This window comes from Burkholderia guangdongensis, from assembly GCF_013403875.1.
Lineage (GTDB): Bacteria > Pseudomonadota > Gammaproteobacteria > Burkholderiales > Burkholderiaceae > Burkholderia > Burkholderia guangdongensis.
This window is the reverse complement of record NZ_JACBNX010000001.1, coordinates 37,682-61,284: the sequence shown is the minus strand read 5'-3', so window position 1 is coordinate 61,284 and position 23,603 is coordinate 37,682. Positions and strand designations below refer to the sequence as shown.

Genomic DNA, 23,603 nt, shown 5'->3' with positions numbered 1-23,603 from the left:
ATTGCTCCTGCGTGACCGCTTGCTCGGCGCGTTCAAGTGTGTTCAAGCGCGTTCAAGCACGGCCGGTTGGGAAGGCTGGCCAAGGCGGCGATAGAGCGCGACGTATTGCGCGCCCATCCGCGACCAGCCGAATTGCGTCATCAGTTCGCGCGACGCAGCGCCCATCGCGCGGCACCGCTCGCGCGAGCGCGCGAGCGTGCCGATCGCGTCCGCGAGCGCGGCGGCGTCGTCCGGATCGTCGAGCACGATCCCGCACGCGGGCGTGATGATCTCCGCGCCGCCGGCGGTGCGCGCGGTGACGACCGGCAGCCCGGCCGCCATCGCCTCGAGCAGCGACAGGCTCATCGCCTCGTAGCGCGACGGGAACACGTACGCGTCGACCGAGCGCATCAGCGTCGGCATGGTTTTCACGAGCCCGAGAAAATGCACGCGCGATTCGAGCCCGAGCGCGCGCGCCTCGTCCGGGTACGGGCTGCCCGGCAAGTAGCCGGCGACCGCGAGATGCACGTGCGAAGGCAGCTTCGTCAGCGCGTCGAGCACGGTGCCGAGGTTCTTGCGCGGCGTGCGCAAATCGCCGACGAACAGAAGCAGGAACGCGTCGTCCGGCAGCCCGAACGCCGCGCGATCGGCGCGCGCGAGCGCGAACGCGTTCGTATCGACGCCGTTGTGGATCACGCTGATCTTGCGGCCGTCGATGCCGAGCCCGCGGATTTCGTCCGCGACCTTCTGCGACACCGCGGTGATCGCGCGCGAACGCCGGTACGCCCAGCGCTCGAGCGCGGTGTTCACGCGCGTGTACACGTACTGATACGCGGACCACATCCCCTTCGTCGGTCCGAACGGATAGTACGGACTCTTGAACCAGCCGCCGTGCACGAAGTGCGCGGTGTTCACGTCGGCCTTGATCCATGAGATGAAACCATTCACGTGCAGCACGTCGTGCGACGCCCGGTTCGCGCGCAGCCACGCGGCGCTGCGGATCGCGAACACCTGCTGCTTCACGAGATTCGACGGCCAGAAGCGGCCGACCTTCACCGGCACCCAGCGCACGCGCGGATGTTCGAGCAGCTCGGGCGAGACGAACGACGCGACGAGCGTGACCTCGTGCCCCTCGGCGAGCGCCGCGCGGGCGATCTCGTAGTTGACGCGGCCCTGCCCGTCGTTATGGCGCACGACGTGCGTGACGATCGCGATTCTCAATGGTCGCTCCCCTGTAACGGTAAATGCATGGCGGCGCTCCGGCGCCGGATCTTCTGCCAGTGCGCCGCGGAAAGAATCGACGCGATGCTCGTGAACAGCAGCAGGCCGCCCGTGCCGATCAGCGAGTTCGTGAACACGAGCATCGCGAACACCGACAGGCACAGGCTCAGGCACGCGCCGACGAACTTGTCGTTTCGCAGCCGGAACGCGACGCGCAACGTGCGCCCGAGCAGCCAGATCGTGCCCGCGAGATACAGCAGCGTGCCGGGCCAGCCGAGCACGAACGGCACGTTCATCACGCCGCTGTCGAAGCTGCCGTACTTGCCGAGCTCGCCGCTATCGCTCGACAGCTTCGTCGACGCGCCCGTCGCGCCCATCCCTTCGCCGGCGACGTCGGTGAACGCGGTCGCCGCGAACGTCGCGTAGAACTGGTTACGGTCGTCGTAGCTGCGATCGTTCTTCAGATCCGTGATCGACTGCAGACGCTGGCCGAGACGGTCGGCAACCGGCCCGACGGTCAACAGCGGCACGCAGAGCCCCGCGAGCACGAGCGCGCTGACGACGATCTTCACGCGCACGCGGTTGCTCGACTGCAACAACTGGAGCGCGAGCGCGATCACCCAGCCGCCCCACGTCGAGCGCACCAGGCACAGGCCGAACGACACGAAGCCGGCCGCGCCCGCGAGCCAGCGGACCCGCTGCGTCGCCGCGAGCACGAACACGAGCGCGCCCATCATCGCGAACGCGAACGGGCCCGACGAGTTCATCGTGCTGAACACGCGCACGCCGTACGGCACCGGGTCGCCCTGCGAATTCATCTGCGAGCCGACCATCCACAGCACGTCCCACGGCGGCATCACGAAGAACTGCACCGCGCCGTACACGCCCATCACGAGCATCCCCCAGATGAACGTCGACAGCAGCGTGTCGCGATACTCGGGGTAGTCGCGCGCGTTGACCATCATGTGGAAGCCGATCAACACCGGATAGACCCAGTTCGCAAGGTCATAGGTCGCCGCGAGCACGCCGCTCGACACGATGCCGACGCAATACGCGTACGCGAGCCCGAGCAGGATCAGCAGCACCGGAATCCCGCGCCGCTGCCCGAGCGCGCGGTAGTGGCGCAGCAGGCCGAGCCCGGCGATCATCGTCACCGCGAGCGGCGCGATCTGGATCAGGCTCGTCGGCGTGTACGCGCCCTTCGACCAGTCCGCGAGCCGCCGTACCTCGGGGCTCAAGAACCACGTCCACCACATGAAGCCGACGTAGCGCGCCGGACTCATGAAATACAGCCACAGCCCGACCGCGATCGACAGCACCGGGAACGCGAGCGTCAGCACAGTGCCCTGGTGCGCGGCGATCAGCGCGGCGGTGACGGTCCACAGCCCGGCCTGGCCGAGCCAGTGCCTCGGCTCGCCCAGCAGGCGACGCGCGCGCGGCGGCCGAACCGCACCTGCACCGGCAGCGGCAGTGACGGTCGTGCTCATCGCGTGCCCGCCTGGTTCGACGACGCGCGCGCACCCGCGACCGGCCGCCGCGCGGGCTGCTGCGCGCCCGCATGGCCGGCCCGCAGCAGCTCACGCGTGATCCGCACGTGCTGCGCGGCGAACGCCTGCGTGGTCAGGTCGCGCTCGCGCAGCCGCTCGGCCGCGGCCTGCGCGCACTCGAGCGCGTGCTCCGGCTGCGCGGCGAACGCGTCGGCCGCGTGCCGCATCGCGCGCGCGTCGAACGGCGGCACGTACGCGGCCGTGCCGTGCGGGAAGTAGTCGCGCAGCCCGCCGACATCCGACACGATCATCGGCTTGCCGAGCGCGGCCGCCTCGAGCATCACCGTAATCCCCGACGCATGGAAGTTCGGCCGCAGCGGCACGACGATCACATCGGCCCAGTCGTACAGTTCGTGCTGCTTCGCGAGCCCCGATGCGGAAGCCACCCGCACATTCGGGACGTTCGGCGCATGCCACGCGCGCGGCACGCGGCGGCGCGTCGCGAGCCGCACGTCATAGCCCGCATCGCCGCCGAACGCTTCGAGGAACGTCTTCCAGTCGCGGTCGCGATCGTTGCCGATCGCCGCGATCCGCAGCGGACGATTCGGCAGCCAGCGTTGCGGCGTCCCGATCGGAAAGTCCTGCGTGTTCAGTCCGTAATAGACGTGGACCGCGTCGCGGTCGAGATAGCGGCGGCACAGCTCCGCGTTGTCGCGCGCGAGCGTCGTCAGCACGTCGGCGCGCGCGAGCAGCTTCCGGTACGCCCAGCGGCGCGCCGCGCCATAGCCGGCCCACTTGTCGAACAGCCAGACGCTCTGCGCGAGCAGCAGCGGCCGGCGGCCGTGCGCGCCCGCGAGCTTCAGGATCAGCGCGGCCGCCAGATGCTCCTGCTCGGTATGCGTCCAGATCACATCGGCTTGCAGCAGTGCCGCGCGGTTGCGCCACGCATGCACGACGTCGAAGCCGAGCACCGCCTTCAGCGCGCGGCGCGCGATGCCGACGACACGGTGCTCGCGCACGTCCCGCGAGTAGGTCAGCGCGAACTCGTCGGATTCCGCGTGGTGATAGCCATACAGACAGCCGATGTCGTCGCCTTTCCGGTAAGTCCGCGGATCGGCGCCGTAAAACAGATGCACGTGCACCTTCGTTGCTGCACTCATGAGCCCTCCGGATTGGACCGCGCGGCAAACGCGCGGCCCGTCGTTCATCGCGTGTTCATCGCATATTCATCGCGTCAGGGGCGGCAGCGCCGCGTGATGCGGCGCGTGAACCGCGGTGCGGCGCGCGTCTTGCGCGCCGCGGCGCACCGCGCGCCAGTGCGCGTGCACGCGTGACCGGTCGGCGCCGCGCAGCGACAACAGCACGTGCGCGAGCCCCGGATACACGCGCGTGCCGACCAGCATGTACCACCACCACGCGAATTCGCGCCGCACCGGCGGCAGATGCTCGCGCAGGATCAGATGCAGGTTGTACGCGGCGTTCGCGACCGCGTTCAGCGACGCGGCATCGCGCCGGTTGTCGTCGAAGCGCTCGGCCGGATAGTGGTCGACCGCGACCGCCGGGTCGTAGACGAGCTTCCAGCCCCCGCGCTTCACGCGCATGCTGAACGCCATGTCGTTGTGGACCTGCGCGCCGGCGCCGCGCAGCCGCGTATCGAAGCGCACCCGCTCGATCGCCGCGCGCCGGTAGCTCATGTTCGCGCCCTTCAGCATGTCGACTTCGCGCGCGTCGCCGACGCCGAGATGGTGGTTGCCGATCAGCCTGCCCGACGCGCTCACGCGCCCGACGAGCGACCGCGATTCGTCGAGCACGCGGCCCTTCTCGTGCACCCAGTCGCGCCCGCCGAGCGCGCCGAGCAGCGGATCGGCCGCGAACGCCGCGTCGATGCGCGCGAGCCAGTCGGGGCGCGGCGCCGCGTCGTCGTCGGTGATCGCGATCACGTCGCCGTGGGCCGCGTCGAGCCCGTGGTTCAGCGCCGCGACCTGCCCCGGCACGCCGACCGGCACGACGCGCAGCGGCAGCGCGCCACCGACGGCCGGGTCCGCGAGGCGCTCGTGCGTTGCGTCGTCGTCCGGACGCGCGACGACGATCACCTCGTCCGGCATGCGCTGCTGCCGCTGCAGCGCATGCAGGCAGCGCGCGAGATCGGCCGGGCGCCGGAAGGTCGGAACGAGCACGGAAATCTTCATCGCGAGCGCGCCTCCCGTCATGCGCTCAGATACTCGTGGACGGCCGCGTAGCCGCGACCGTAGCCGCGCACCTTCGCCGGCACGCCGTTGAAGATCCCGCCCTGCAGCGACACGCCGGCCGTGCGCAGGCGCTTGATCGTGTCGGCAATCTCGCCTTCGGTGTGCATGCCCGAGCGCAGCACGAGGAACGTCGAGCCGGCCATCCGGCCGAAGATCGTCGCGTCGGTCACCGCGAGCACCGGCGGCGAATCGACGAGCACGACGTCGTAGCGCTTGCCGAGCCCTTCGAGGTACTGTTGCAGCCGCGGCGACATCAGCAGCTCCGACGGGTTCGGCGGGCGCGTGCCGGCCGGGATGAACGACAGCCCTTGCACCGACGTCTCGCGGATCGCGTCCCCGAGCGAGGACTGGTCGCTCAGCAGTTCGGACAGGCCCGGCTGCGGCGCGAGGCCGAAGTAGCGGTCGAGCCCGCCACGACGCATGTCCGCGTCGATCAGCAGCACGCGCTTGCCCGAGTGCGCGAGCAGCACCGCGAGGTTCACCGTGAGGAAGCTCTTGCCGATCCCGGGCGTCGGCCCGGTCAGCACGATCACGCGGTTCTTCGCGTCCATCAGCGAGAACTGCATCGCGGTGCGCAGACTGCGCAGGCTTTCGACGCTCAGATCCTTCGGGCGCAGGCTCGCGAGCACCGGCCGCGTGCGGCCGCCGGCCTTGTCGGCCGCCGCGTCGAGGCGCTCCAGCTCGGCGCTCACCGGCACGAGGCCGTAGAGCGGCAGGTTGAACGCCCGCTCGACGCGCTCCGGATCCTCGATCCCCTGGAGCAGGTTGCGGCGCAGGAACACGATGCCGGTGCCGAGAATCAGGCCGAGGAACGTCGCGGCCGACAGGATCAGCACCTTCTTCGGCTTGACCGGGTCGCCCGGGCGCATCGCCGAATCGACGAGGTGGATGTTGCCGCCCGTGCCGGCCTTCTGCACCGACAGCTCCTGGATACGGTTGAGCAGCAGCACGTAGATGTCCTCGGCCACCTTCGCGTCGCGCTGCAGCTGCACCGCCTTCACCTCGGTCGCGGGCAGGCTGCGGAAGCGCCCGTCGAACTTCGACTTCTCGCCCTCGAGCTCCGAGAGCTGCTGCTTCGCGGCGATCACGAGCGGATGCGAATCGGTGAAGCGCTGCGCGAGCGACGCGAGCTGCAGCCGCTGCGCGGCGATCTGCTGCTCGTACTGCACGCTGCCGTCGAGGTAGACCTTCGCCTCGTCGCTCGCGTTGATCGAGCCCGACGTGCGCTGGTACGCGGTCAGCGCGGCCTCTGCGTTCTCGAGATCGGACTTCAGGCGCGGCTCCTCGCTCTTCAGGAACGCGAGCATCTTCGTCGCCTCGGCCTGCTTCGCGATCACGTGCTGGTTCAGGTACGACTGCACGAGCGCGTTCGCGATCTGCGCGGTCTGCTGCGGATCCTTGCCTTCGAGCGAGATCTGGACCACGCCGGTCTGCTTGCCCTGCTCGGACACCTGGATCTTCGACTGGAACGCGGTAATCGCGTCGAGATCGTTGTCGCGAACCACGGTGAACCGCGTGCCGGGCCGCGCGACGAGCTTCGACACCGTCAGCGTGACGCCGCCGCCCTGCGCGGCCTCGCCGACCTGGCCGTTCAACACGCGCGCGCCGGTCGAATCGTCGAGCACGTAGCTGCCGTTCTGGCCGGCGATCAGCGTCAGCTTCTCGCCTTCGCGTTGCGGCGCGACGCTGATCGAATCGACGTTCGCGACCTCGCCGCCCCATGCGTACGAGCCGAGGCCGAGCCACGGCTTCGCGGGCTCGCCCGGGCGCGCGAGCCGCTCCGCGAGCGAGCCGAGCACCGGAATCGTCTTCGGCGTGATCGAAAAGTTCAGCTTGAACTGATTCACGACCGGCTCGACGACGCTGCGGCTCTTGACCATCTCGATCTCCGCGTCGGTCGGCGGCGTCGTCGGGCCGCTGTTGATCGCCGCACCGGTCTGCGTCTGCGTCAGCGCCTGCGATGCGTTGTCGCCGGCCTCGACCCGCACTTGCACGTCGGCCTGATAGACCGGCTTCGCGATGAAGCAGTACAGGCCGGCGAGCGCGATGACCGTCACCGCGATGCCGAGCAACACCCAGAGATCGTCGAGGATCACCTGGAGCAGTTGACCGAGCACGACGTCCTCTTCCTCGGTCTTCGCGGCCAGATCCGCGTAAGGATGTTTTGCTTGCGTATTCACCATGCGTTCCCGCTTGAGTGGTGCCGGGGCGAAGGCGTCGCCCCGGCGGGCTGTCACTTCACGATCTGCTTCATGAAGAAGATCGTCTGAATCGTCGGCAGCACCTGCTGCAGCAGGCGGTTGAACTGCACCGAGCTCGCGGTGCTCACGTACACGACGTCGAGCGGCTGCAGCGGGAAGCGGCTCGACAGCATCAGCGCGTCAGGCTGCGTCATGTCGAGGCGGAACACTTCCGGCTTCGTCGGGTTGTCCTTCATCCCGCGCAGCACGTAGATCTTGCGCGGGTTCGCGTCGGTGTCGAGGATGCCGCCGCCCGACGTCAGCGCGTCCGCGATCGACAGCTTGCCCTTCATCATCGGCACCGCGATCGGCGCTTTCACTTCGCCCATCACGAACACGCGGCTGTCGCTGCGGTCCGGCACGTTGACGATGTCGCCCTGCTGCAGCATCACGTCCTGCGACACCTCGCCGCGATCGAGCATCGCGTTCGCGTCGAGCTTGTACAACTTGCCGTCGCGCGTGAGGCGCACGCGCTGCAGGTCGGCGTCCGACGTCGTGCCGCCCGAGCGCGAGATCGCGTCGACGAGCGTCAGCGGCACGTCGGTCAGCGCGAGCGGGCCCGGCGTCTTCACCTCGCCGGTCACCTGCACCTTCTTGCTGCGATACGACAGCACGCGCACGTCGACCTGCGGATTCTTGATGTAGTGCGCGAGGCTCGACGCGAGCTCGTCGCGGATCTGCTGGACCGTCTTGCCCGACGCCTGCATCCGGCCGACGAACGGAAAATAGATCGTGCCGTCCGCGGAGACGGTCTGTCCGTACGGATCGGCCTGGCCCGGCAGCGCGTTCGTATACGGCTGCTGCAGCGCGCCCGCGACCGTCTGCGTGGTGTTGCCGCCCGCCGAGAACGACTGGCCCTGCGGCGTCGTCAGCTCGGGGTGATCCCAGACCGTCACGCCGAGGATGTCCTGCGGCCCGACGCGATACACGTACTGCGACGCGCTCGAAAGACGCGACGGCGGCAGCGGATTGTCGACGTGCTGCGCGAGCATCGCCGCGACGAGCTGCGCGTCGATGAAGTGCACCGGATACGTCTCGGTCGGGTGCTGGCGTCCCTCGTCCTTCAGGTTCGACGAGTCGAGATAGTTGCCGGGCGCGGTCGCGCACGCGGACAGCAGGAACATCAGTGCGGTGGAAAGCGCCACCGGGCGCATCGAGCGATTCAACATAGTTTTTGCAGCCATCCTTGAACCAGACGTTCGATCAATGTGTAGCTCTCGCGATAATCGGCCTCGGGGCCGCCATGCGGATCGGCGATGTCGGCGTCTTCCCATTTGCCGAGCAAATGGACCTTGCCGCGCGCGAACGGATCGACGGCCTCGACCGCGGCGATCTGCGCGCGCTCGCTGACGAGGATTAGGTCCGCATCGCGAACGATGCGGCGGCTCACGCGCCGCGACCGGTGCCGCGTCGCGTCGACGCCGTGCTCGGCGAGCAGCCGGGCCATGGTCGGGTCGATGCCGTCGCCTTCGTTCGCGTCGAGGCCCGCCGAGTGGAACGCGACGGACGGCGCACGCTCGCGCGACAGCGTCCTGAACAGCGCCTCCGCGGCCGGACTGCGGCACACGTTCGCGTGGCAGACGATCAGCACGTTCGTGAACATCGCGTTCGATCCGTCGCTCACGCGTTCGCGCGCGCCGCACCCGGCGCGCGCGCGGCGATCGCCTGCCGCGAGCCCGGGCGGCCGATCGGGTGATATTCGATGCCGAGCTCGCTCATCGCGGCCGGCTCGTACAGGTTGCGGCCGTCGAAGATCACGGGCGTCGTCCACAGCCGGCCGAGCGCCGCGAAATCCGGGCTCTTGAACACCTTCCATTCGGTAACGATCGCGAGCGCATCGACGCCGCGCGCGGCCTGCGCCTCGTCGTCGACGAACGCGAGCCGTTTCAGCCACGCCGGATGCGCGGCGAGATCGAGCGCGAGCACGCGCTTCGCCTCGCGCTGCGCGACCGGGTCGTACGCACGCACGGACGCACCGCGCTCGAGCAGCTCGGCGATCAGCGAGCGGCTCGACGCCTCGCGCATGTCGTCGGTGTTCGGCTTGAACGCGAGGCCCCAGACGCCGAACGTGCGGCCGGTCAGGTCTTCGCCGAAGCGCGCGACGATCTTCTGCGCGAGCACGCGCTTTTGCGCGGCGTTCACCGCCGACACCGCCTGCAGCACCTGCAGCGCGTGCCCGTGCTCGGCCGCGGTGCGAATCAATGCTTCGACATCCTTCGGAAAGCACGAGCCGCCGTAGCCGCAACCCGCATACAGGAAGTGATAGCCGATCCGCGGATCGGAGCCGATCCCGCGCCGCACCGACTCGATGTCGGCGCCGAAGCGGTCGGCGAGATTCGCGAGCTCGTTCATGAACGAGATGCGCGTCGCGAGCATCGCGTTCGCCGCGTATTTCGTGAACTCGGCCGAGCGCACGTCCATGTACAGCGTGCGCTCGTGATTGCGGTTGAACGGCGCGTACAGTTTCTTCATCAGCTCCTTCGCGCGCTCGCCCGGCACGTCGTCGTCGCAGCCGATCACGATGCGGTCGGGCCGCGTGAAGTCGTCGACCGCCGCGCCTTCCTTCAGGAACTCCGGATTCGACACGACCGAGAACATCGGGCTTTCGCCACGCTTCGCGAGCTCGTCGGCGATCGCCGCGCGCACGCGCTCGGCGGTGCCGACAGGTACCGTCGACTTGTCGACGATCACCTTGAAGCCGGTCATGTGGCGGCCGATGTTGCGCGCGGCCGCGAGCACGTATTGCAGATCCGCGGAACCGTCCTCGTCCGGCGGCGTGCCGACCGCGATGAACTGCACGTCGCCGTGCGCGACCGCCGCCTCGACGTCGGTCGAGAAGCGCAGGCGGCCCGCCGCGCGATTGCGCGCGATGATCCCGTCGAGGCCCGGCTCGTGGATCGGCACGCCGCCGCCGTTCAGCACGTCGATCTTCGCCTGGTCGACGTCGAGACAGAACACGTCGTGCCCGATGTCGGCAAGACAGGCGCCAGTGACGAGCCCTACGTAGCCGCTGCCGATGATAGTCAGATTCATGATGTGTCGGACCTCTTGCGTGTTGCCAGTGATTCGGAAGACAGCGTTCAATATGCGTTGCTGCCCATGAAGCCTTTCCAGAGCGTCAGCGCGACGATCTTGATGTCGAGCCAGAACGACCAGTGCTGCATGTAGTAGAGATCGAGCTTCACGCGCCCCATCATCTTCTCGACGCGGTCGGTCTCGCCGCGATAGCCGTTGATCTGCGCCCAGCCGGTGATGCCGGGCTTGATCCGGTAGCGGAACATGTAGCCCTTCACCAGATCCTTGTAGATGTCGTCGTGCTCGAGCGCATGCGGGCGCGGGCCGACGACGGACATCTCGCCCTTCAGCACGTTGATGAACTGCGGCAGCTCGTCCAGGCTCGTGCGGCGCAGGAAGCGGCCGACCGCCGTCACGCGCGGGTCGTGCTTCGTCGCCTGCGTGACTTGCCCCGCCGTCTCGCTGTGCACCTTCATCGAGCGAAACTTGTAGATCTCGAACTCGTGGCCGTCGATGCCCTTGCGCTTCTGCCGGAAGAACACGGGCCCGTGCGACGTCAGCTTGATCATCAGCGCGATCGTGGCCATCAGCGGCGCGAGCCCCGTCAGCGCGACGAGCGCGAACATCCGGTCGAACACGAACTTCGGCAGGATCCGCACGTCGGTGATCGGCGACGCCGCGAGATTGATCGCCGGCACGCCGAGCAGCTCGACGACTTCCTGGTTGAACAGCGACAGCGTGCGCACGTCCGGAATCAGCCGGATGTTCACGAAGTCGTGGCGGAACACGGTCACGATCCGGTGAATCCGGGCTTCCTCCGACACCGGCAGCGCGAGCCACAGCTCGTGGATCGCGCGGCTGCGCACGAGGCGCACGAGCGTGTCGAAGCTGCGCTCGATCCGCACGTCGTCGAGCATCACGTCGCTTTCGGCCGCGTCGCCGTCGTCGAACACACAGACCGGCCGGAAGCCCGCCTCGGGCCGCGCACGCATCTGCGCGATCAGGCGCCGCGCCGCGGGCGTGCCGCCGACGATCGCGACCGCCTTGTGGTTGTAACCGCCGCGCCGCAGCTCGCGCAGGATCGCGTGCACGCACGCCTTCGATCCCGCGAGCAGCACGATCGACACGATCGCCCAGTAGCCGAGCCACAGACGCGACAGATCGCCCGACTGATGGAAGCTGACGCTCATCAGGATGCCCGCGCCTTCGACGACGAGCCACGCGAGCGCGACGCGCCCCATCAGCCCGATGAAGCGCTTGCCGCGCCACGACTGATAGATGCCGAACGCGGGAAAGCACACGACGACGAGCAGGCAGTCGACCAGCACCATCGTGCGCTGCGGATCGTCGAGCCACACGAGGCTCGTATCGTGCAGCGCGGCGGCGATCGCGGCTCCCGCCACGACCATCGCGATGTCGATGATTCTCGCCAGCACGCTCAACATGTTCGCTTCCTCACTGGACAGATGCTTGCCGGACTGCGCGCCGCGCGGGCCCTGCCGCGGATTCGATTCATACGTTGCATGACGCTATTGAACCGGCAAGAAAATCCCCCCTCAAGCGCACAAGTATTTCGAAATTTAATCGGAAAATCTTTCCCTTTCGAATGACGAATGAATTCGGCACGTTTTCCCGAATGACTCACGCTCGCACCAGGGAAAAGATCGGAAGAATAGGCTGTAAGCCTTTTACATCAAGGCTCTCCGCTGTTCCGATCGGATTTATTTCTGATTTTTTTGCCCGTGCCGAACCTTGGATCAAAAAATTTTACGGGCTCAATATCACGCGAATCGCCACCGAATTCGCGCGGTTTTATTGTCGATTTACTTCATGCTAAAACGACAGGCACTGACAGCAACCGAGGAGTGCCATCGTCATGAATGCTCCGGCAACCGCAGCGGACACGCTCCGCGCCCCTTCTTCCGACACGGACACGCGCGCCGGCGCGCGTGTCGCGGTACAGCCCGTGATTCTCGCCGGCGGCTCCGGCACGCGCCTGTGGCCGATGTCGCGCGAGCACTATCCGAAACAGTTGATCGGCCTGCTCGGCGAGCATTCGCTGCTGCAGGCGACCGCGTGCCGGCTCGACGGCCTGACGAGCGGCCATCCGCGCATCGACGACGTGCTCGTCGTCTGCGGCGAGGACCATCGCTTCACGACCGCCGAGCAATTGCGCGTGACCGGCAAGCGCGCGTCGATCGTGCTCGAGCCGCTCGGCCGCGACACCGCGCCCGCGCTGACGCTCGCCGCGCTGCGGATCCTCGCGGACAAGGGTGATGCAGGCGGCGACGCGGTGATGACCGTGATGCCCGCCGATCACGCGGTCGCCGATCTGCCGCGCTTCCACGCGGCGGTCGCCGCCGGCGTGCAGCATGCGGCGCAAGGCCGGATCGCGACGATGGGCATCGTGCCGACGCACGCCGAAACCGGCTACGGCTACATTCGCGTCGGCGCGTCGTACGACGGCCGCCGCAATGGCGACAGCAGCGACATCGACGTGAAGCGCCTCGAGCGCTTCGTCGAGAAACCGCATCTCGAACTCGCGCGGAAATACGTCGCGTCCGGCGAATACTGGTGGAACAGCGGGATCTTCATCGTCCGCGCGTCGGTGTGGCTGAACGCGATCCGCCATTTCGCGCCGGCGATGCTCGACGCATGCGAGCGCGCGATCGCGCTCGGCCACGACGACGGCGATTTCTTCCGCGTCGATCGCGACGCGTTCGCGTCGTCGCCGTCGAACTCGATCGACTACGCGGTGATGGAACCGCTGTCGAACGCATCGTCGATCTGCGAAACCGTCGTCGTACCGCTCGACGCGGGCTGGTCGGACGTCGGCTCGTGGGACGCGATCTGGCAGATCCTGCCGAAGGACGGCGCGGACAACGTCGCGCGCGGCCACGTGCTGCTCGAGGATGCCGAATCGACGTTCGTGCATTCGGAGAGCCGGCTCGTCGCGTGCGTCGGCACGCAGAACCTCGTCGTCGTCGAGACGCCGGACGCGGTGCTCGTCGCGGACAAGTCGCGCGTGCAGGACGTGAAGAAGATCGTCGGCCGCATCAAGGCGCACCGCGGCGCCGAAGCGACCGATCACCGCAAGGTGCATCGCCCGTGGGGTCATTACGACTCGGTCGACATGGGCGAGCGCTTCCAGGTGAAGCGGATCGTCGTGAAGCCGGGCGCGCGGCTGTCGCTGCAGATGCATCATCACCGCGCCGAGCACTGGATCGTCGTGCGCGGCACCGCGCGCATCACGCGCGGCGACGAGACGTTCCTGCTGTCGGAGAACGAATCGACATTCATTCCGCTCGGCGTGTCGCATCGGCTCGAGAATCCCGGCATGATGCCGCTCGAGCTGATCGAAGTGCAGTCGGGTTCGTATCTCGGCGAGGACGATATCGTCCGCTTCGACGACACCTACGGCCGGCAGTAAAGACGACGGGCGCCGCGGCGCCCGTCAGGTCACGATACACAATACATGATGCGGATGCGGCCCGAACGCCGCGCGACGCTCAACCCACGCGATACATGAGCTCGCGGCGCTCCGCCTGCACCGAATCGTTGCGGCTGTCGGCGAGCGGCGCCTTGCGGCCGTCCGTTAGCGGCGCCTTGCGGCCGTCTGCAAGCGGCGCCTTGCGGCGCTGTGCGACGAAGCGCCGGATGTTCGACTCGGCCACGGCCAGCGCGGACAGCCCGGCGATCACCTGCACGCGCTTTCTCGACGCGCGCGCCGGCGCCGCCCGCACACCGTGACGATCGATCCATCGGCGCGCCCAGTCGAGCGCGTATTGCTCGGCCGATTCGGCATCGGTGAAGCGCGGGCCGATCAGGCCCGAGCGCTCGATGCGCCGGTCGTCCAGCACGATCTCGGCCCACGCGCGATACATCAGGTTCTGCACCGGCTGCGCGATGCAGTACAGCGTGTAGCCGCGATACGTGTCGATCTGCGGCTCGGACGGCGAGAGCTGCGTGGCCGACGCATGCGGATCGCGCAAGCCTGCCTGCGCGCCGACCGCCGCACCCGGCACCGTGAAGGTCGACGATTCCGCATCGTCCGCATCGTCCGCGTCGTCCACATTGCTCTCATGGTCCGCGCGACCGCGTAGACCGAGCGCGTCGGGCCATGCGTCCGACTGCCCGATCGGCAGTTGCCACGACTCGGGGTTCTGCCAGAACACGCCGCGCAGACGGTCGTTGTCCGGCGCGGGCTCCGCCTGCGCGACCGGCGCGACGGGCACGGGCGGCGGCGGAATGTACGCGAACGTGCGACCGCTGAATGCGGTCAGCGTATCGATCATCTTCAGCATCGTGCCGTCCGCGAGCCACTCCTCGAAGCGGCGGCGGCACGTCGGCCCGGACGGATAGCGTCCGGGTAGTTTCGACCACGGTTCGCCCGTGGTCAGGATCCAGAGCACGGCATTGGCGACGACGCGCGTATCGGCACGCGGACGTCCACGACGATTCAGGCGGATAGGCTCGTTGGCAATCAACGTCGAAAGGCGGTTCCACTCCTCATCGTTTAGCTCATCGAAGAACATAGTCAATCTCTCCACGCAGCCAGGCCGGGCTGCGATTGACGGCGCCGGCGCGAAGAGTCGCACGGCGGCCTGGTTGCACATTATGGTTCCTATGTGGGGAATTTTTTTGTGCACGAAGGATACCATCCTCAGGGTTTGTCTCAGGATGACATTGACTTAATGTTACTTACTGAAACAAGATGCCGCCGATGCGTGAACCATTTATTGTTGATTTTCTTTTTATGCCAGCCGGCGATAGGCCTGTGATGCCCGCCCTGCAAGGCGATGCACCGATAGAAATAAAATGAAAGATGTGTAACGGCGCGGTTTCGACCCTGCGGCCGTAAAAATATCCAGATCGATTCGTGATAATCGGTAAATCACGGGAAATTCATCGCTGAATATTATTCGATCGGTAATTCGTTCGATTTTTTATCGTCCGATCTTTTCTTCTCGCGCAATCTTGAATGCGGTTCGGCCCGCATCGTGACAGTCGTGCGGCGACCGCGCGGCGACTGCCTGAAACCGCTCAGCGCAAGTCCGCGACGAGCGACGCGACGACGTCCGGATCGATGTGCCGGGACGGCACCCGATAGTGCGCGTGATCGCAGCCGATCGACAGCGCCGCGCCGCGCCGCAGCGCGTCGCGCATCGGCCCGCTCAGCTCGAAGCGCACGAAATGCACGGCCGACGTCTTCTCGGCCGTCTCGCGATCGAGATCCTCGTCCGCGATCGCATGCACCGGCTCGTGGCCGTCGACCTGCACGAACACGCTGTCCTCGATGCCGATCAGCCGCGCGAGCGCCGCGTGCCGCTCGGCCTCGTGCTCGTACTCGATCTGCATCGTCGCCTTCAGGTTCGTGCCGTCCGGCACGAGCGGCAGATACGCTTCGAGCTCGCCCGCGATGCCGTCCTCGTCGAAGATCTTCTCGATGTGCAGCATCTCATGGATCTGATAGCGGATCGTCGTTTCGTCCTCGAACAGCAAGCGCACGTGATTGCCGAGCGGCACCGCGCGACGCCGCTTGTGCTCGATCAGCCGCGCATGCTCGGCCTTGCGGATCTTCGCGTACGCCTCGAGCGTCAGCAGGGAATCGCGGGTCAATGCCATATCGATATCCTCGAAAAAAAATTCGGATGCCTTCAGATTTCTTCAGATGCCGTATGCCCTGCGCAGCAGCGTCAGCGGATGCGCGAGCGGCGCCGCCTGGAGCCCCGCCTCGTCGATCCCCTGCGCGATGTGATGGCCGGCGAGCGCGCAGTCGGACGAGATGTAGTCGGGCGACGCACCCGCCATCGACTTGAACACCGGCGTGCCGATCCGCATCGCGTCCGCGTGGAACTCCTTCTTCACGCCGAACGTGCCCGCGTGGCCCGAGCAGCGCTCGACGACGTTCACGCGCGTTTCCGGCACGAGCGACAGCACGTCGGCCGTCTTGCGGCCGATGTTCTGCACGCGCGCGTGGCACGGCACGTGATACGACACCGTGCCGAGCCCGGTCTTGAAGTCGGTCTTCAGCAGCCCGTCGCGATGCCGCGCGATCACGTATTCGAACGGATCCCAGAACGCGTCGGCGACCGCGCGCACCGCCGCGTCGCCGGGGAACATCAGCGGCAGCTCGCTCTTGTACATCAGCACGCAGCTCGGAATCGCGCCGATCAGCGCATAGCCGTCGCGCGCGTAGCGTTCGAGCACCGGAATGTTCTTCGCCTTCTTCGCGGCGACGCCGTCGAGATTGCCCTGCTCGAGCAGCGGCATCCCGCAGCACGCCTCGCTTTTCACGAGCTCATATGGAATATCGTTGTGCGCGAGGATCGCGAGCAGATCGTGGCCGATGCCGGGCTCGTTGAAGTTCACGTAGCACGTCGCGTAAATCGCGACCTTGCCCGGCGTGCGCTCGCCGTCGCGCACGGACGCGCCGCTCGAACGCTTTGCCGCGCGGCGGAACGGCCGCGGCGCGAACTCGGGCAGCCACGCTTTCCGGTCGACGCCGAGCACCGACTCGAGCGCCTGCCGCGCGGGCGGCGTGCGGTTCACCGCGTTCACCGTCTGCGTGACGATCGGAATGCCCGCGAAGTGGCCGAGCGCGTCGGTGTTCGACAGCACCTTGTCGCGCAGCGCCACTTCACCGCGCTTGTAGCGCGCGGCCTTGCCGCGCAGCATCAGATGCGGGAAATCGACGTTCCATGCGTGCGGCGGCACGTACGGACACTTCGTCATGTAGCAGAGATCGCACAGATAGCACTGGTCGACGACCTGCGCGAACGCGTCGGTCGACACTTCATGCACGTCGCCCATCGGCGTCTCGTCGACGAGATCGAACAGCTTCGGGAACGCGCCGCACAGCGACACGCAGCGGCGACACCCCGCGCAGATATCGAACACGCGGGTCATCTCGGCATCGATCGCGGACTGATCGTAGAACGCGTCCGATTGCCAGTCGAGCGGATGCCGGGTCGGGGCTTCGAGGCTGCCTTCCTTGTGGGGCATGAGGCGCTCCAGCGAAACGAAATGCGCGCGTGCGCCCGCCGCGTGTCACGGCAAGCGCGACGCGGCGGTCTTGAACGGGACGCGCGCACACGGGCCGGCGCGCGGCCCGCGAATCAGTCGACCCGCGCGGAATCAGTCGACGAGCGCAAAATCAATCGACGAGTGCGGAATCAATCGACGAGTGCGTCGAGCGCCTTCGTATAGCGGTTCGCGTGGCTGCGCTCCGCTTTCGCGAGCGTCTCGAACCAGTTCGCGATTTCGTCGAAGCCTTCTTCGCGCGCGACCTTCGCCATGCCCGGGTACATGTCGGTGTACTCGTGGGTCTCGCCCGCGATCGCCGATTCGAGGTTCAGCCGCGACGAGCCGAACGGCAGCCCGGTCGCCGGATCGCCGACCGCTTCGAGATACTCGAGATGGCCATGCGCATGCCCGGTCTCGCCTTCGGCGGTCGAGCGGAACAGCGCGGCGACGTCGTTCTGCCCTTCCACGTCCGCCTTCGACGCGAAATACAGGTAACGTCGGTTCGCCTGCGATTCGCCCGCGAATGCGAACTTCAGGTTCTCTTCGGTTTTGCTGCCTTTGAGCTGAGCCATCTGCGCCTCCGTGCGGCCGGCGTGGCCGAGCGCCGAGCCGGACCGGTGATTGTGGGGAACGATGCGTGCGGCACACGGCCGCCGCGCCGTGCTATTCAATCTAGGCGCTCGCGCACGCGTTCCCCAATAGGCTTTTTCAATCCGCGCGATAGTCGTCGGGCAGGCGCGTCACGCCCGATCCGCGCGTGTGAGCAGCAGCTCGCGCTCGCGCGCGTTGCGCGTGAGCGCCGCCGCGCGGCGGAATTCGGCCCGCGCTTCGTCCGCGCGGCCGAGCTTCGCGAGCAGATCGCCGCGCACGCTCGGCAACCAGTGATAGCGCGCGAGCGCGGGATCGTCGCGCAGCGCGTCGACGAGCGCGAGCGCGGCCGCCGGGCCGAACGCCATCCCGACCGCGACCGCGCGGTTCAGCTCGACGACCGGCGACGGCGACACCTCGGCGAGCGCGTCGTACAACGCGACGATCTGCGCCCAGTCGGTGTCGGCCGCGTGCCGCGCGCGCGCATGGCACGCGGCGAGCGCCGCCTGCAGCGCATACGGCCCGCGCACGCCGCCGAGCCGCTGCGCGCGCTCGAGCGCCGCGAAGCCGCGCCGGATCAGCAGCGGATCCCAGCGGCCGCGGTCCTGGTCGAGCAGCAGCACCGGACGCCCCTGCGCGTCGATGCGCGCGTGCATCCGCGACGCCTGCAGCTCCATCAGCGCGACGAGCCCGTGCACTTCGCTGTCGTCGGCCGCGAGCCCGGCGAGCACGCGGCCGAGCCGCAGCGCCTCGTCGCACAGTGCGGGGCGCGTCCAGTCGTCGCCGGCCGTCGCCGCGTAGCCTTCGTTGAAGATCAGATAAATCACCGCGAGCACCGACGCGACGCGCGCGGGCCGCTCGTCGGCACGCGGCACCTCGAACGGCACGCGCGCGGCCGCGAGCGTGCGCTTCGCGCGCACGATCCGCTGCGCGATCGTCGGCTCGGGCGTCAGGAACGCGCGCGCGATCTCGCCCGTCGTCAGCCCGCCGAGCAGGCGCAGCGTCAGCGCGACGCGCGCGTCGGTCGACAGCACCGGGTGGCACGCGATGAAGATCAGCCGCAGCAGATCGTCGCCGATGTCGTCGTCCTGCGCGTCGGCGATCGCGTCCGCAATGTCGGGCACGACGTGCGCGCCGAGCGCGTCGAGCTCGTAGCCGTGCTGCTCGCGCTTCGTCATGTGCAGCGCCTCCTGGCGGACGCGATCGAGCGCGCGACGCTTCACCGCCGTCATCAGCCACGCGGCCGGATTGTCGGGCACGCCGTCGACGGGCCAGTGCTCGAGCGCCGCGACGAGCGTGTCCTGCGCGAGCTCCTCCGCGACGCCGACATCGCGCACGACCCGCGCGGCGCGCGCGATGATCTTCGGCGCCTCGATTCGCCAGGCGGCCTCGACCGCACGGAGCGTGGCCGCCTGCTGCGTCACGATTCGGATCCGTGCGGCGGCGGCGCGTCCGGCGCGACGTACATCAGCTCCCACGTGTGCCCGTCCGGGTCCGCGAAGCTGTGGCCGTACATGCCCGGATACTCCTGCGGCGCGCGCGGGATCGCGCCGCCGGCCGCGCGCGCCTTCACGACGAGCGCGTCGACTTCGTCGCGGCTCGCGCACGACAGGCACAGCAGCGTCTGCAGATGCGTCGCGGGATCGGCGAGCGCCTTGTCGGTGAAGCTCTGGAAGAACGGCTTCACGAGCAGCATCGCGAAGATCGTGTCGCCGAGCTTGATGCACGCCGCGTCGTCGTTCGTATACGCGGGCACCGTCTCGAAGCCGAGCGCAATATAGAACGTCTTCGCGCGCGGCAGGTCGGCGACCGGCAGGTTCACGAAAATCTGTTGGTGCATGGTTCGCTCCTTTTCTGTCTATATGAATAGGGATACTGCGTTCAGCCGGCCGGGTGGCGCGTCGTCTCGAGCTCGCGGAACCGCTCGACCGCGTCGCTCTGCGCGAAGTCGTCGAGCTCGAAGAGCGGGCGCACTTCGATTTCGCCGTCCATCTGCGCGCCGAACGGCGCCGGGAAGCGCCGCGCCCATTCGAGCGCCTCGTCGCGCGAGCGCACCTGGATCAGCGTATAGCCGGCGATCAGCTCCTTCGTCTCCGCGAACGGCCCGTCGACCACCGTGCCCTTGCCGTCCGCGTAGCGGATCCGCCAGCCCTTCGCGCTCGGCTGCAGGCCGGACGCGTCGAGCAGCACGCCCGCCTTCGCGAGCGCCTCGTGGTACGTCGCCATCGCGGCGATCAGGCTTTCGTCGGGCATCGCGCCCGATTCGCTGATCGCATTCGCCTTCACCATGATCATGAATCGCATCGTGTTCTCTCCTTGAGCGGATCGGTTGCGGCGCCGATTCGCCGGCGCTCTGCCAGCACGACGCGCGACCGCAGGCCCGATCGACAGGCGAACGAACGCATCAGGGTAAATACCTAAATGCGTTCACAGAAAGCACGGGCCGACCGCGCGCACCTCGACCGTCGCCCATTGCGCCGCCGGGCACTCGCGCGCGATCGCGATCGCTTCGGCCTGCGTATCGACGTCGACGACGAAGAAGCCGCCGATCATCTCCTTCGCTTCGGCGAACGGGCCGTCGATCAACTGCGTTTCGCCGCCGCGAACCCGCACGCGCGCACCGCGCTCGGCCGATTCGAGCGACTCGACGCCGCGCAGCACGCCGCGCGCCTGCAACGTCGCCGCGAAATCCTGCATCCTCGCGTACAGCTCCTGCCCTTCGGCGAGCGTGCGCTGCGCGCGCTCGCCGACCGGCTCGACTATCAGCAGCATGTAGGCCATCCGGAACTCCTTTCATTCAGCTCGCGACGGCGGTGCGCCGTCGACGGTTCGTTATTCTGAGCCGGCGCCGCGCCGACGTCACGGTCAAACCGCCGTACGCGGAGATCGGAGGTCCGCGTGCGGTGGTCAAACCGCCGTGCGTGGCGGCCGGAGGTCCGCGTGTTCCGGTCAAACCCTCATGCGTGGCGGCCGGAGGTCCGCGTGTCCCGGTCAAACCCTCGTGCGCGGCGGTCGGAGGTCCGCGTTTCCGAGGTTAAACCGCCGTGTCCGGCGGCCGCAGGTCCGCGTGTGGCGGTTGAACCGTCGTGCGCGGAGGCCGGAGGTCCGCGCGCGGCGGTCAGAGGTCCGCGTGCCCGAGGTTAAACACTCGCGCATGGCGGTCGGAGGTCCACGTGCGGCGGTCAAACACTCGCGCACGGCGGTCGGAGGTCCACGTGCGGCGGTCAAACACTCGCGCACGGCGGTCGGAGGTCCGAGTGCGGCGGTCAAACACTCGCGCACGGCGGCCGGAGGTCCGAGTGCGGCGGTCAAACATTCACGCACGGCGGCCAGAGGTCCGAGTGCGGCGGTCAGGCCCTCGTACACGGACGCTGGAGGTCCGGGCGCGGAGATCAAACCGCCGCACGCGCAGGTCGGAAGTCCGGACACGCGGCTCCCCTGGTCGGGGCCGTGGAATGTTCACACCTATCAGCGCCGCGTCTTTGCGGGCATACTCCGGTTCGAGCCGTCCGTCGTACAGGCCGCCCCGGCAGGCACCCGGGCATTCGAGATCATCCAACCGATACGCGAACGCATCATGGATAGCGGAAACGATCACCAAAAATTCTTCCATTTCCTGCTGTTCGTCGTCACGATCGGGCTCTGCTGGATCCTCGCGCCGTTCTTCGGCGCGATCTTCTGGGGGGCCATCCTGGCGATCCTGTTCCAGCCGATCCAGCGCTGGCTCGCGGCCCGGCTCGGCAAGCGGCGCAATTTCGCCGCGCTGCTGACGATGACGCTGATCATCCTGATCGTGATCCTGCCGCTCGTGTTCGTGACCGCGACGCTCGTGCAGGAAATCGCTTACGTGTATCAGGAGATCAAGAGCGCGCAGCCGAACTACACGACGTACTTCAAGGACGCGCTGCACGCGCTGCCGACGTCCGTCCAGCATCTGCTCGCCAGTTACGGGCTGAACGACATCCCGAGCATCCAGAAACGGCTGACCGACGGCGCCGCGCAGATCAGCCAGTTCGTCGCGTCGCAGGCGCTCAGCATCGGCCAGAACACGTTCCAGTTCGTCGTCAGCTTCGGCGTGATGCTGTATCTGGTGTTCTTCCTGTTGCGCGACGGCGGCGAGATCGGCCGCCGCGTGCGCCGCGCGCTGCCGCTCGACGAGGCGCACAAGGGCCTGCTGCTGACGAAGTTCACGACCGTGGTGCGCGCCACCGTCAAGGGAAACATCGCGGTCGCGCTCGTGCAGGGTGCGCTGGGCGCGCTGATCTTCTGGATCCTCGGGATCGACGGCGTCGTGCTGTGGGGCTCGCTGATGGCGTTCCTGTCGCTGCTGCCCGCGATCGGCGCCGGGCTCGTGTGGGTGCCGGCCGCGATCTACTTCCTGATCATCGGCGCGGTCTGGAAATGCGTGATCCTCGTCGCGTTCTGCGTCGGCGTGATCGGGATGGTCGACAACCTGCTGCGCCCGGTGCTCGTCGGCAAGGACACGAAAATGCCCGACTGGGCGGTGCTGATCTCGACGATCGGCGGGATGGCGGTGTTCGGCATCAACGGCTTCGTGATCGGGCCGCTCGTCGCCGCGCTGTTCATGGCGAGCTGGGATATTTTCACCCGCACCGAAGAAGGCGAGTGAAAGCCACTATCACGCCTGCGGATCCACGCGCAGCACGAGCTTGCCGCGATGGCTGCCGTCGAACAGCCGGTTCAGCACCTCGGGCGCGTTCTCGAGCCCGTCCGCGACCGTCTCCTCCGCCTTCAGCTTGCCGGCGAGCAGCCACGCGCCGAGCTGCTCGACCGCTTCGCGGCTCTTCCGGTAATCGAGAATCAGGAAGCCGCGCATCGTCAGCCGCTTCGAGATCAGCACGCTGACGTCATCCGTCGGCCGCGTGTTGTTGTAGTTCGCGATCACGCCGCACAGCGCGACGCGCCCGCCGATCACCATCCGCGACAGCACCGCGCGCATCACGTCGCCGCCGACGTTCTCGAAGTTCACGTGCACGCCGTCGGGCGTCGCGGCCTTCAGCTGCTGCTTGAAGTCGTCGGCCTTGTAGTCGACGGCCGCGTCGAAGCCGAGCGTCTCGGTCAGATAGCGGCACTTGTCCGCGCCGCCCGCGATGCCGACGACGCGCGCGCCGTGAATCTTGCCGATCTGCCCGGCGATCGAGCCGACCGAGCCCGCGGCCGCCGACACGACGAGCGTCTCGCCCGGCTGCACCGGCGCGATCTCGGTGAGGCCGTAATACGCGGTCAGCCCGCTCATCCCGCACGCGCCGAGCAGCGTCGGCAGCGGCAGCCCCGGCGACGCGGGCAGCGTCAGGAACTGCGCGGCCTGCTCGGCCGTCGCGACCATGTAGTCCTGCCAGCCGACGAGCCCCTGCACGAGATCGCCCTCCGCGAAATCCGGCGAACGCGACGCGACGACGCGCCCGATCCCGAGCGCGCGCATCACCTCGCCGATCGCGACCGGCGGCAGGTATTGCGGAATGTCGCTCATCCACACGCGGTTCGTCGGGTCCATCGACAGATACAGCACACGCACGACGATTTCGCCGGGCGCGAGCTCGGGCACCGGCGTCTCGACGAGCGAGAAATGCTCGCGGCCGACACGCGCGTCCGGGCGCGTCTTCAGCAGCAGTTGACGATTGATCAGCGTGGACATGTCGGTTCTCCTCCGTCGTCTCGCCGAGCGCGCCGCGTCACGCGGGCGCCCGGGCAAAACGGTCAGCGTACGCGAACCGCGTGAATAAATTAAATGAATATTGCACGCGTCGATTCATGCAGTGGATTAATAAACCGGCGCC

Annotated in this window: 20 protein-coding genes; 2 read left to right on the top strand and 18 right to left on the bottom strand. The window is 67.8% G+C overall.

The window, feature by feature from the left end; all coding sequences use genetic code 11:
* Positions 1-42: 42 nt before the first annotated feature.
* The 9 genes from HZI36_RS00275 to HZI36_RS00235 all read right to left on the bottom strand — a co-directional run bounded on the left by HZI36_RS00275 (position 43) and on the right by HZI36_RS00235 (position 11,636).
* Entirely contained in the window at positions 43-1,200 is a 1,158-nt protein-coding gene (locus HZI36_RS00275; protein ID WP_179400608.1) for a glycosyltransferase family 4 protein, read from the bottom strand.
* Positions 1,197-2,687: an O-antigen ligase family protein gene (locus HZI36_RS00270; protein ID WP_179400607.1), complete on the bottom strand. Its 1,491-nt coding sequence runs from the start codon at positions 2,685-2,687 to the stop codon at positions 1,197-1,199. Before HZI36_RS00270 ends, HZI36_RS00275 begins: the two co-directional genes overlap by 4 nt.
* A complete protein-coding gene (locus HZI36_RS00265; RefSeq protein WP_179400606.1) occupies positions 2,684-3,847 on the bottom strand; it encodes a glycosyltransferase family 4 protein in 1,164 nt (387 codons plus the stop codon). Before HZI36_RS00265 ends, HZI36_RS00270 begins: the two co-directional genes overlap by 4 nt.
* Positions 3,848-3,913: 66 nt before the next feature.
* Positions 3,914-4,876 (bottom strand): glycosyltransferase family 2 protein, encoded by a 963-nt coding sequence (locus tag HZI36_RS00260; protein ID WP_179400605.1) that lies wholly within the window; start codon positions 4,874-4,876, stop codon positions 3,914-3,916.
* A 17-nt stretch (positions 4,877-4,893) separates the two neighbouring features.
* Complete coding sequence (locus tag HZI36_RS00255; protein WP_179400604.1) at positions 4,894-7,119, bottom strand: polysaccharide biosynthesis tyrosine autokinase; 2,226 nt, start codon at positions 7,117-7,119, stop codon at positions 4,894-4,896.
* A gap of 50 nt (positions 7,120-7,169) precedes the next feature.
* Complete coding sequence (locus HZI36_RS00250; RefSeq protein ID WP_179400603.1) at positions 7,170-8,345, bottom strand: polysaccharide biosynthesis/export family protein; 1,176 nt, start codon at positions 8,343-8,345, stop codon at positions 7,170-7,172.
* Complete coding sequence (locus tag HZI36_RS00245; protein WP_179401030.1) at positions 8,339-8,779, bottom strand: arsenate reductase/protein-tyrosine-phosphatase family protein; 441 nt, start codon at positions 8,777-8,779, stop codon at positions 8,339-8,341. The genes HZI36_RS00250 and HZI36_RS00245 overlap by 7 nt, the downstream gene beginning before the upstream one ends.
* A gap of 17 nt (positions 8,780-8,796) precedes the next feature.
* Positions 8,797-10,209 (bottom strand): UDP-glucose dehydrogenase family protein, encoded by a 1,413-nt coding sequence (locus HZI36_RS00240; RefSeq protein ID WP_179400602.1) that lies wholly within the window; start codon positions 10,207-10,209, stop codon positions 8,797-8,799.
* 47 nt (positions 10,210-10,256) lie between these two features.
* Positions 10,257-11,636 (bottom strand): undecaprenyl-phosphate glucose phosphotransferase, encoded by a 1,380-nt coding sequence (locus HZI36_RS00235; protein ID WP_179400601.1) that lies wholly within the window; start codon positions 11,634-11,636, stop codon positions 10,257-10,259.
* Between the two features lie 431 nt (positions 11,637-12,067).
* Here HZI36_RS00235 and HZI36_RS00230 point away from each other — a divergent pair, with 431 nt between their 5' ends.
* The gene (locus tag HZI36_RS00230) at positions 12,068-13,621 is read left to right on the top strand and encodes a mannose-1-phosphate guanylyltransferase/mannose-6-phosphate isomerase (protein WP_179400600.1); all 1,554 of its coding nucleotides are present in this window, start codon (positions 12,068-12,070) and stop codon (positions 13,619-13,621) included.
* A gap of 79 nt (positions 13,622-13,700) precedes the next feature.
* On the opposite strand, the gene HZI36_RS00225 is transcribed toward HZI36_RS00230, so the two are convergent.
* The 8 genes from HZI36_RS00225 to HZI36_RS00190 form a co-directional block, all read right to left on the bottom strand.
* Entirely contained in the window at positions 13,701-14,726 is a 1,026-nt protein-coding gene (locus HZI36_RS00225) for a transposase (RefSeq protein WP_179400599.1), read from the bottom strand.
* A gap of 508 nt (positions 14,727-15,234) precedes the next feature.
* The gene (locus HZI36_RS00220) at positions 15,235-15,816 is read right to left on the bottom strand and encodes a DUF3501 family protein (protein ID WP_179400598.1); all 582 of its coding nucleotides are present in this window, start codon (positions 15,814-15,816) and stop codon (positions 15,235-15,237) included.
* Positions 15,817-15,858: 42 nt separating this feature from the next.
* Positions 15,859-17,196, bottom strand: a complete 1,338-nt coding sequence (locus tag HZI36_RS00215) for a (Fe-S)-binding protein (protein ID WP_179400597.1) — start codon at positions 17,194-17,196, stop codon at positions 15,859-15,861.
* 170 nt (positions 17,197-17,366) lie between these two features.
* Positions 17,367-17,789, bottom strand: a complete 423-nt coding sequence (locus HZI36_RS00210; protein WP_179400596.1) for a rubrerythrin family protein — start codon at positions 17,787-17,789, stop codon at positions 17,367-17,369.
* A 168-nt stretch (positions 17,790-17,957) separates the two neighbouring features.
* Positions 17,958-19,229: a DUF6596 domain-containing protein gene (locus tag HZI36_RS00205; protein WP_179400595.1), complete on the bottom strand. Its 1,272-nt coding sequence runs from the start codon at positions 19,227-19,229 to the stop codon at positions 17,958-17,960.
* Positions 19,226-19,645: a VOC family protein gene (locus tag HZI36_RS00200; RefSeq protein ID WP_179400594.1), complete on the bottom strand. Its 420-nt coding sequence runs from the start codon at positions 19,643-19,645 to the stop codon at positions 19,226-19,228. The genes HZI36_RS00205 and HZI36_RS00200 overlap by 4 nt, the downstream gene beginning before the upstream one ends.
* A 41-nt stretch (positions 19,646-19,686) precedes the next feature.
* Positions 19,687-20,109: a YciI family protein gene (locus HZI36_RS00195; protein WP_179400593.1), complete on the bottom strand. Its 423-nt coding sequence runs from the start codon at positions 20,107-20,109 to the stop codon at positions 19,687-19,689.
* 123 nt (positions 20,110-20,232) lie between these two features.
* A complete protein-coding gene (locus HZI36_RS00190) occupies positions 20,233-20,586 on the bottom strand; it encodes a YciI family protein (RefSeq protein WP_179400592.1) in 354 nt (117 codons plus the stop codon).
* A 796-nt stretch (positions 20,587-21,382) separates the two neighbouring features.
* On the opposite strand from HZI36_RS00190, the gene HZI36_RS00185 reads away from it, so the two are divergent.
* Complete coding sequence (locus HZI36_RS00185; RefSeq protein ID WP_179400591.1) at positions 21,383-22,435, top strand: AI-2E family transporter; 1,053 nt, start codon at positions 21,383-21,385, stop codon at positions 22,433-22,435.
* 9 nt (positions 22,436-22,444) lie between these two features.
* Here the strand turns inward: HZI36_RS00185 and HZI36_RS00180 are convergent, their stop codons facing one another.
* Complete coding sequence (locus HZI36_RS00180; RefSeq protein ID WP_179400590.1) at positions 22,445-23,461, bottom strand: NADP-dependent oxidoreductase; 1,017 nt, start codon at positions 23,459-23,461, stop codon at positions 22,445-22,447.
* Between the last annotated feature and the right edge of the window lie 142 nt (positions 23,462-23,603).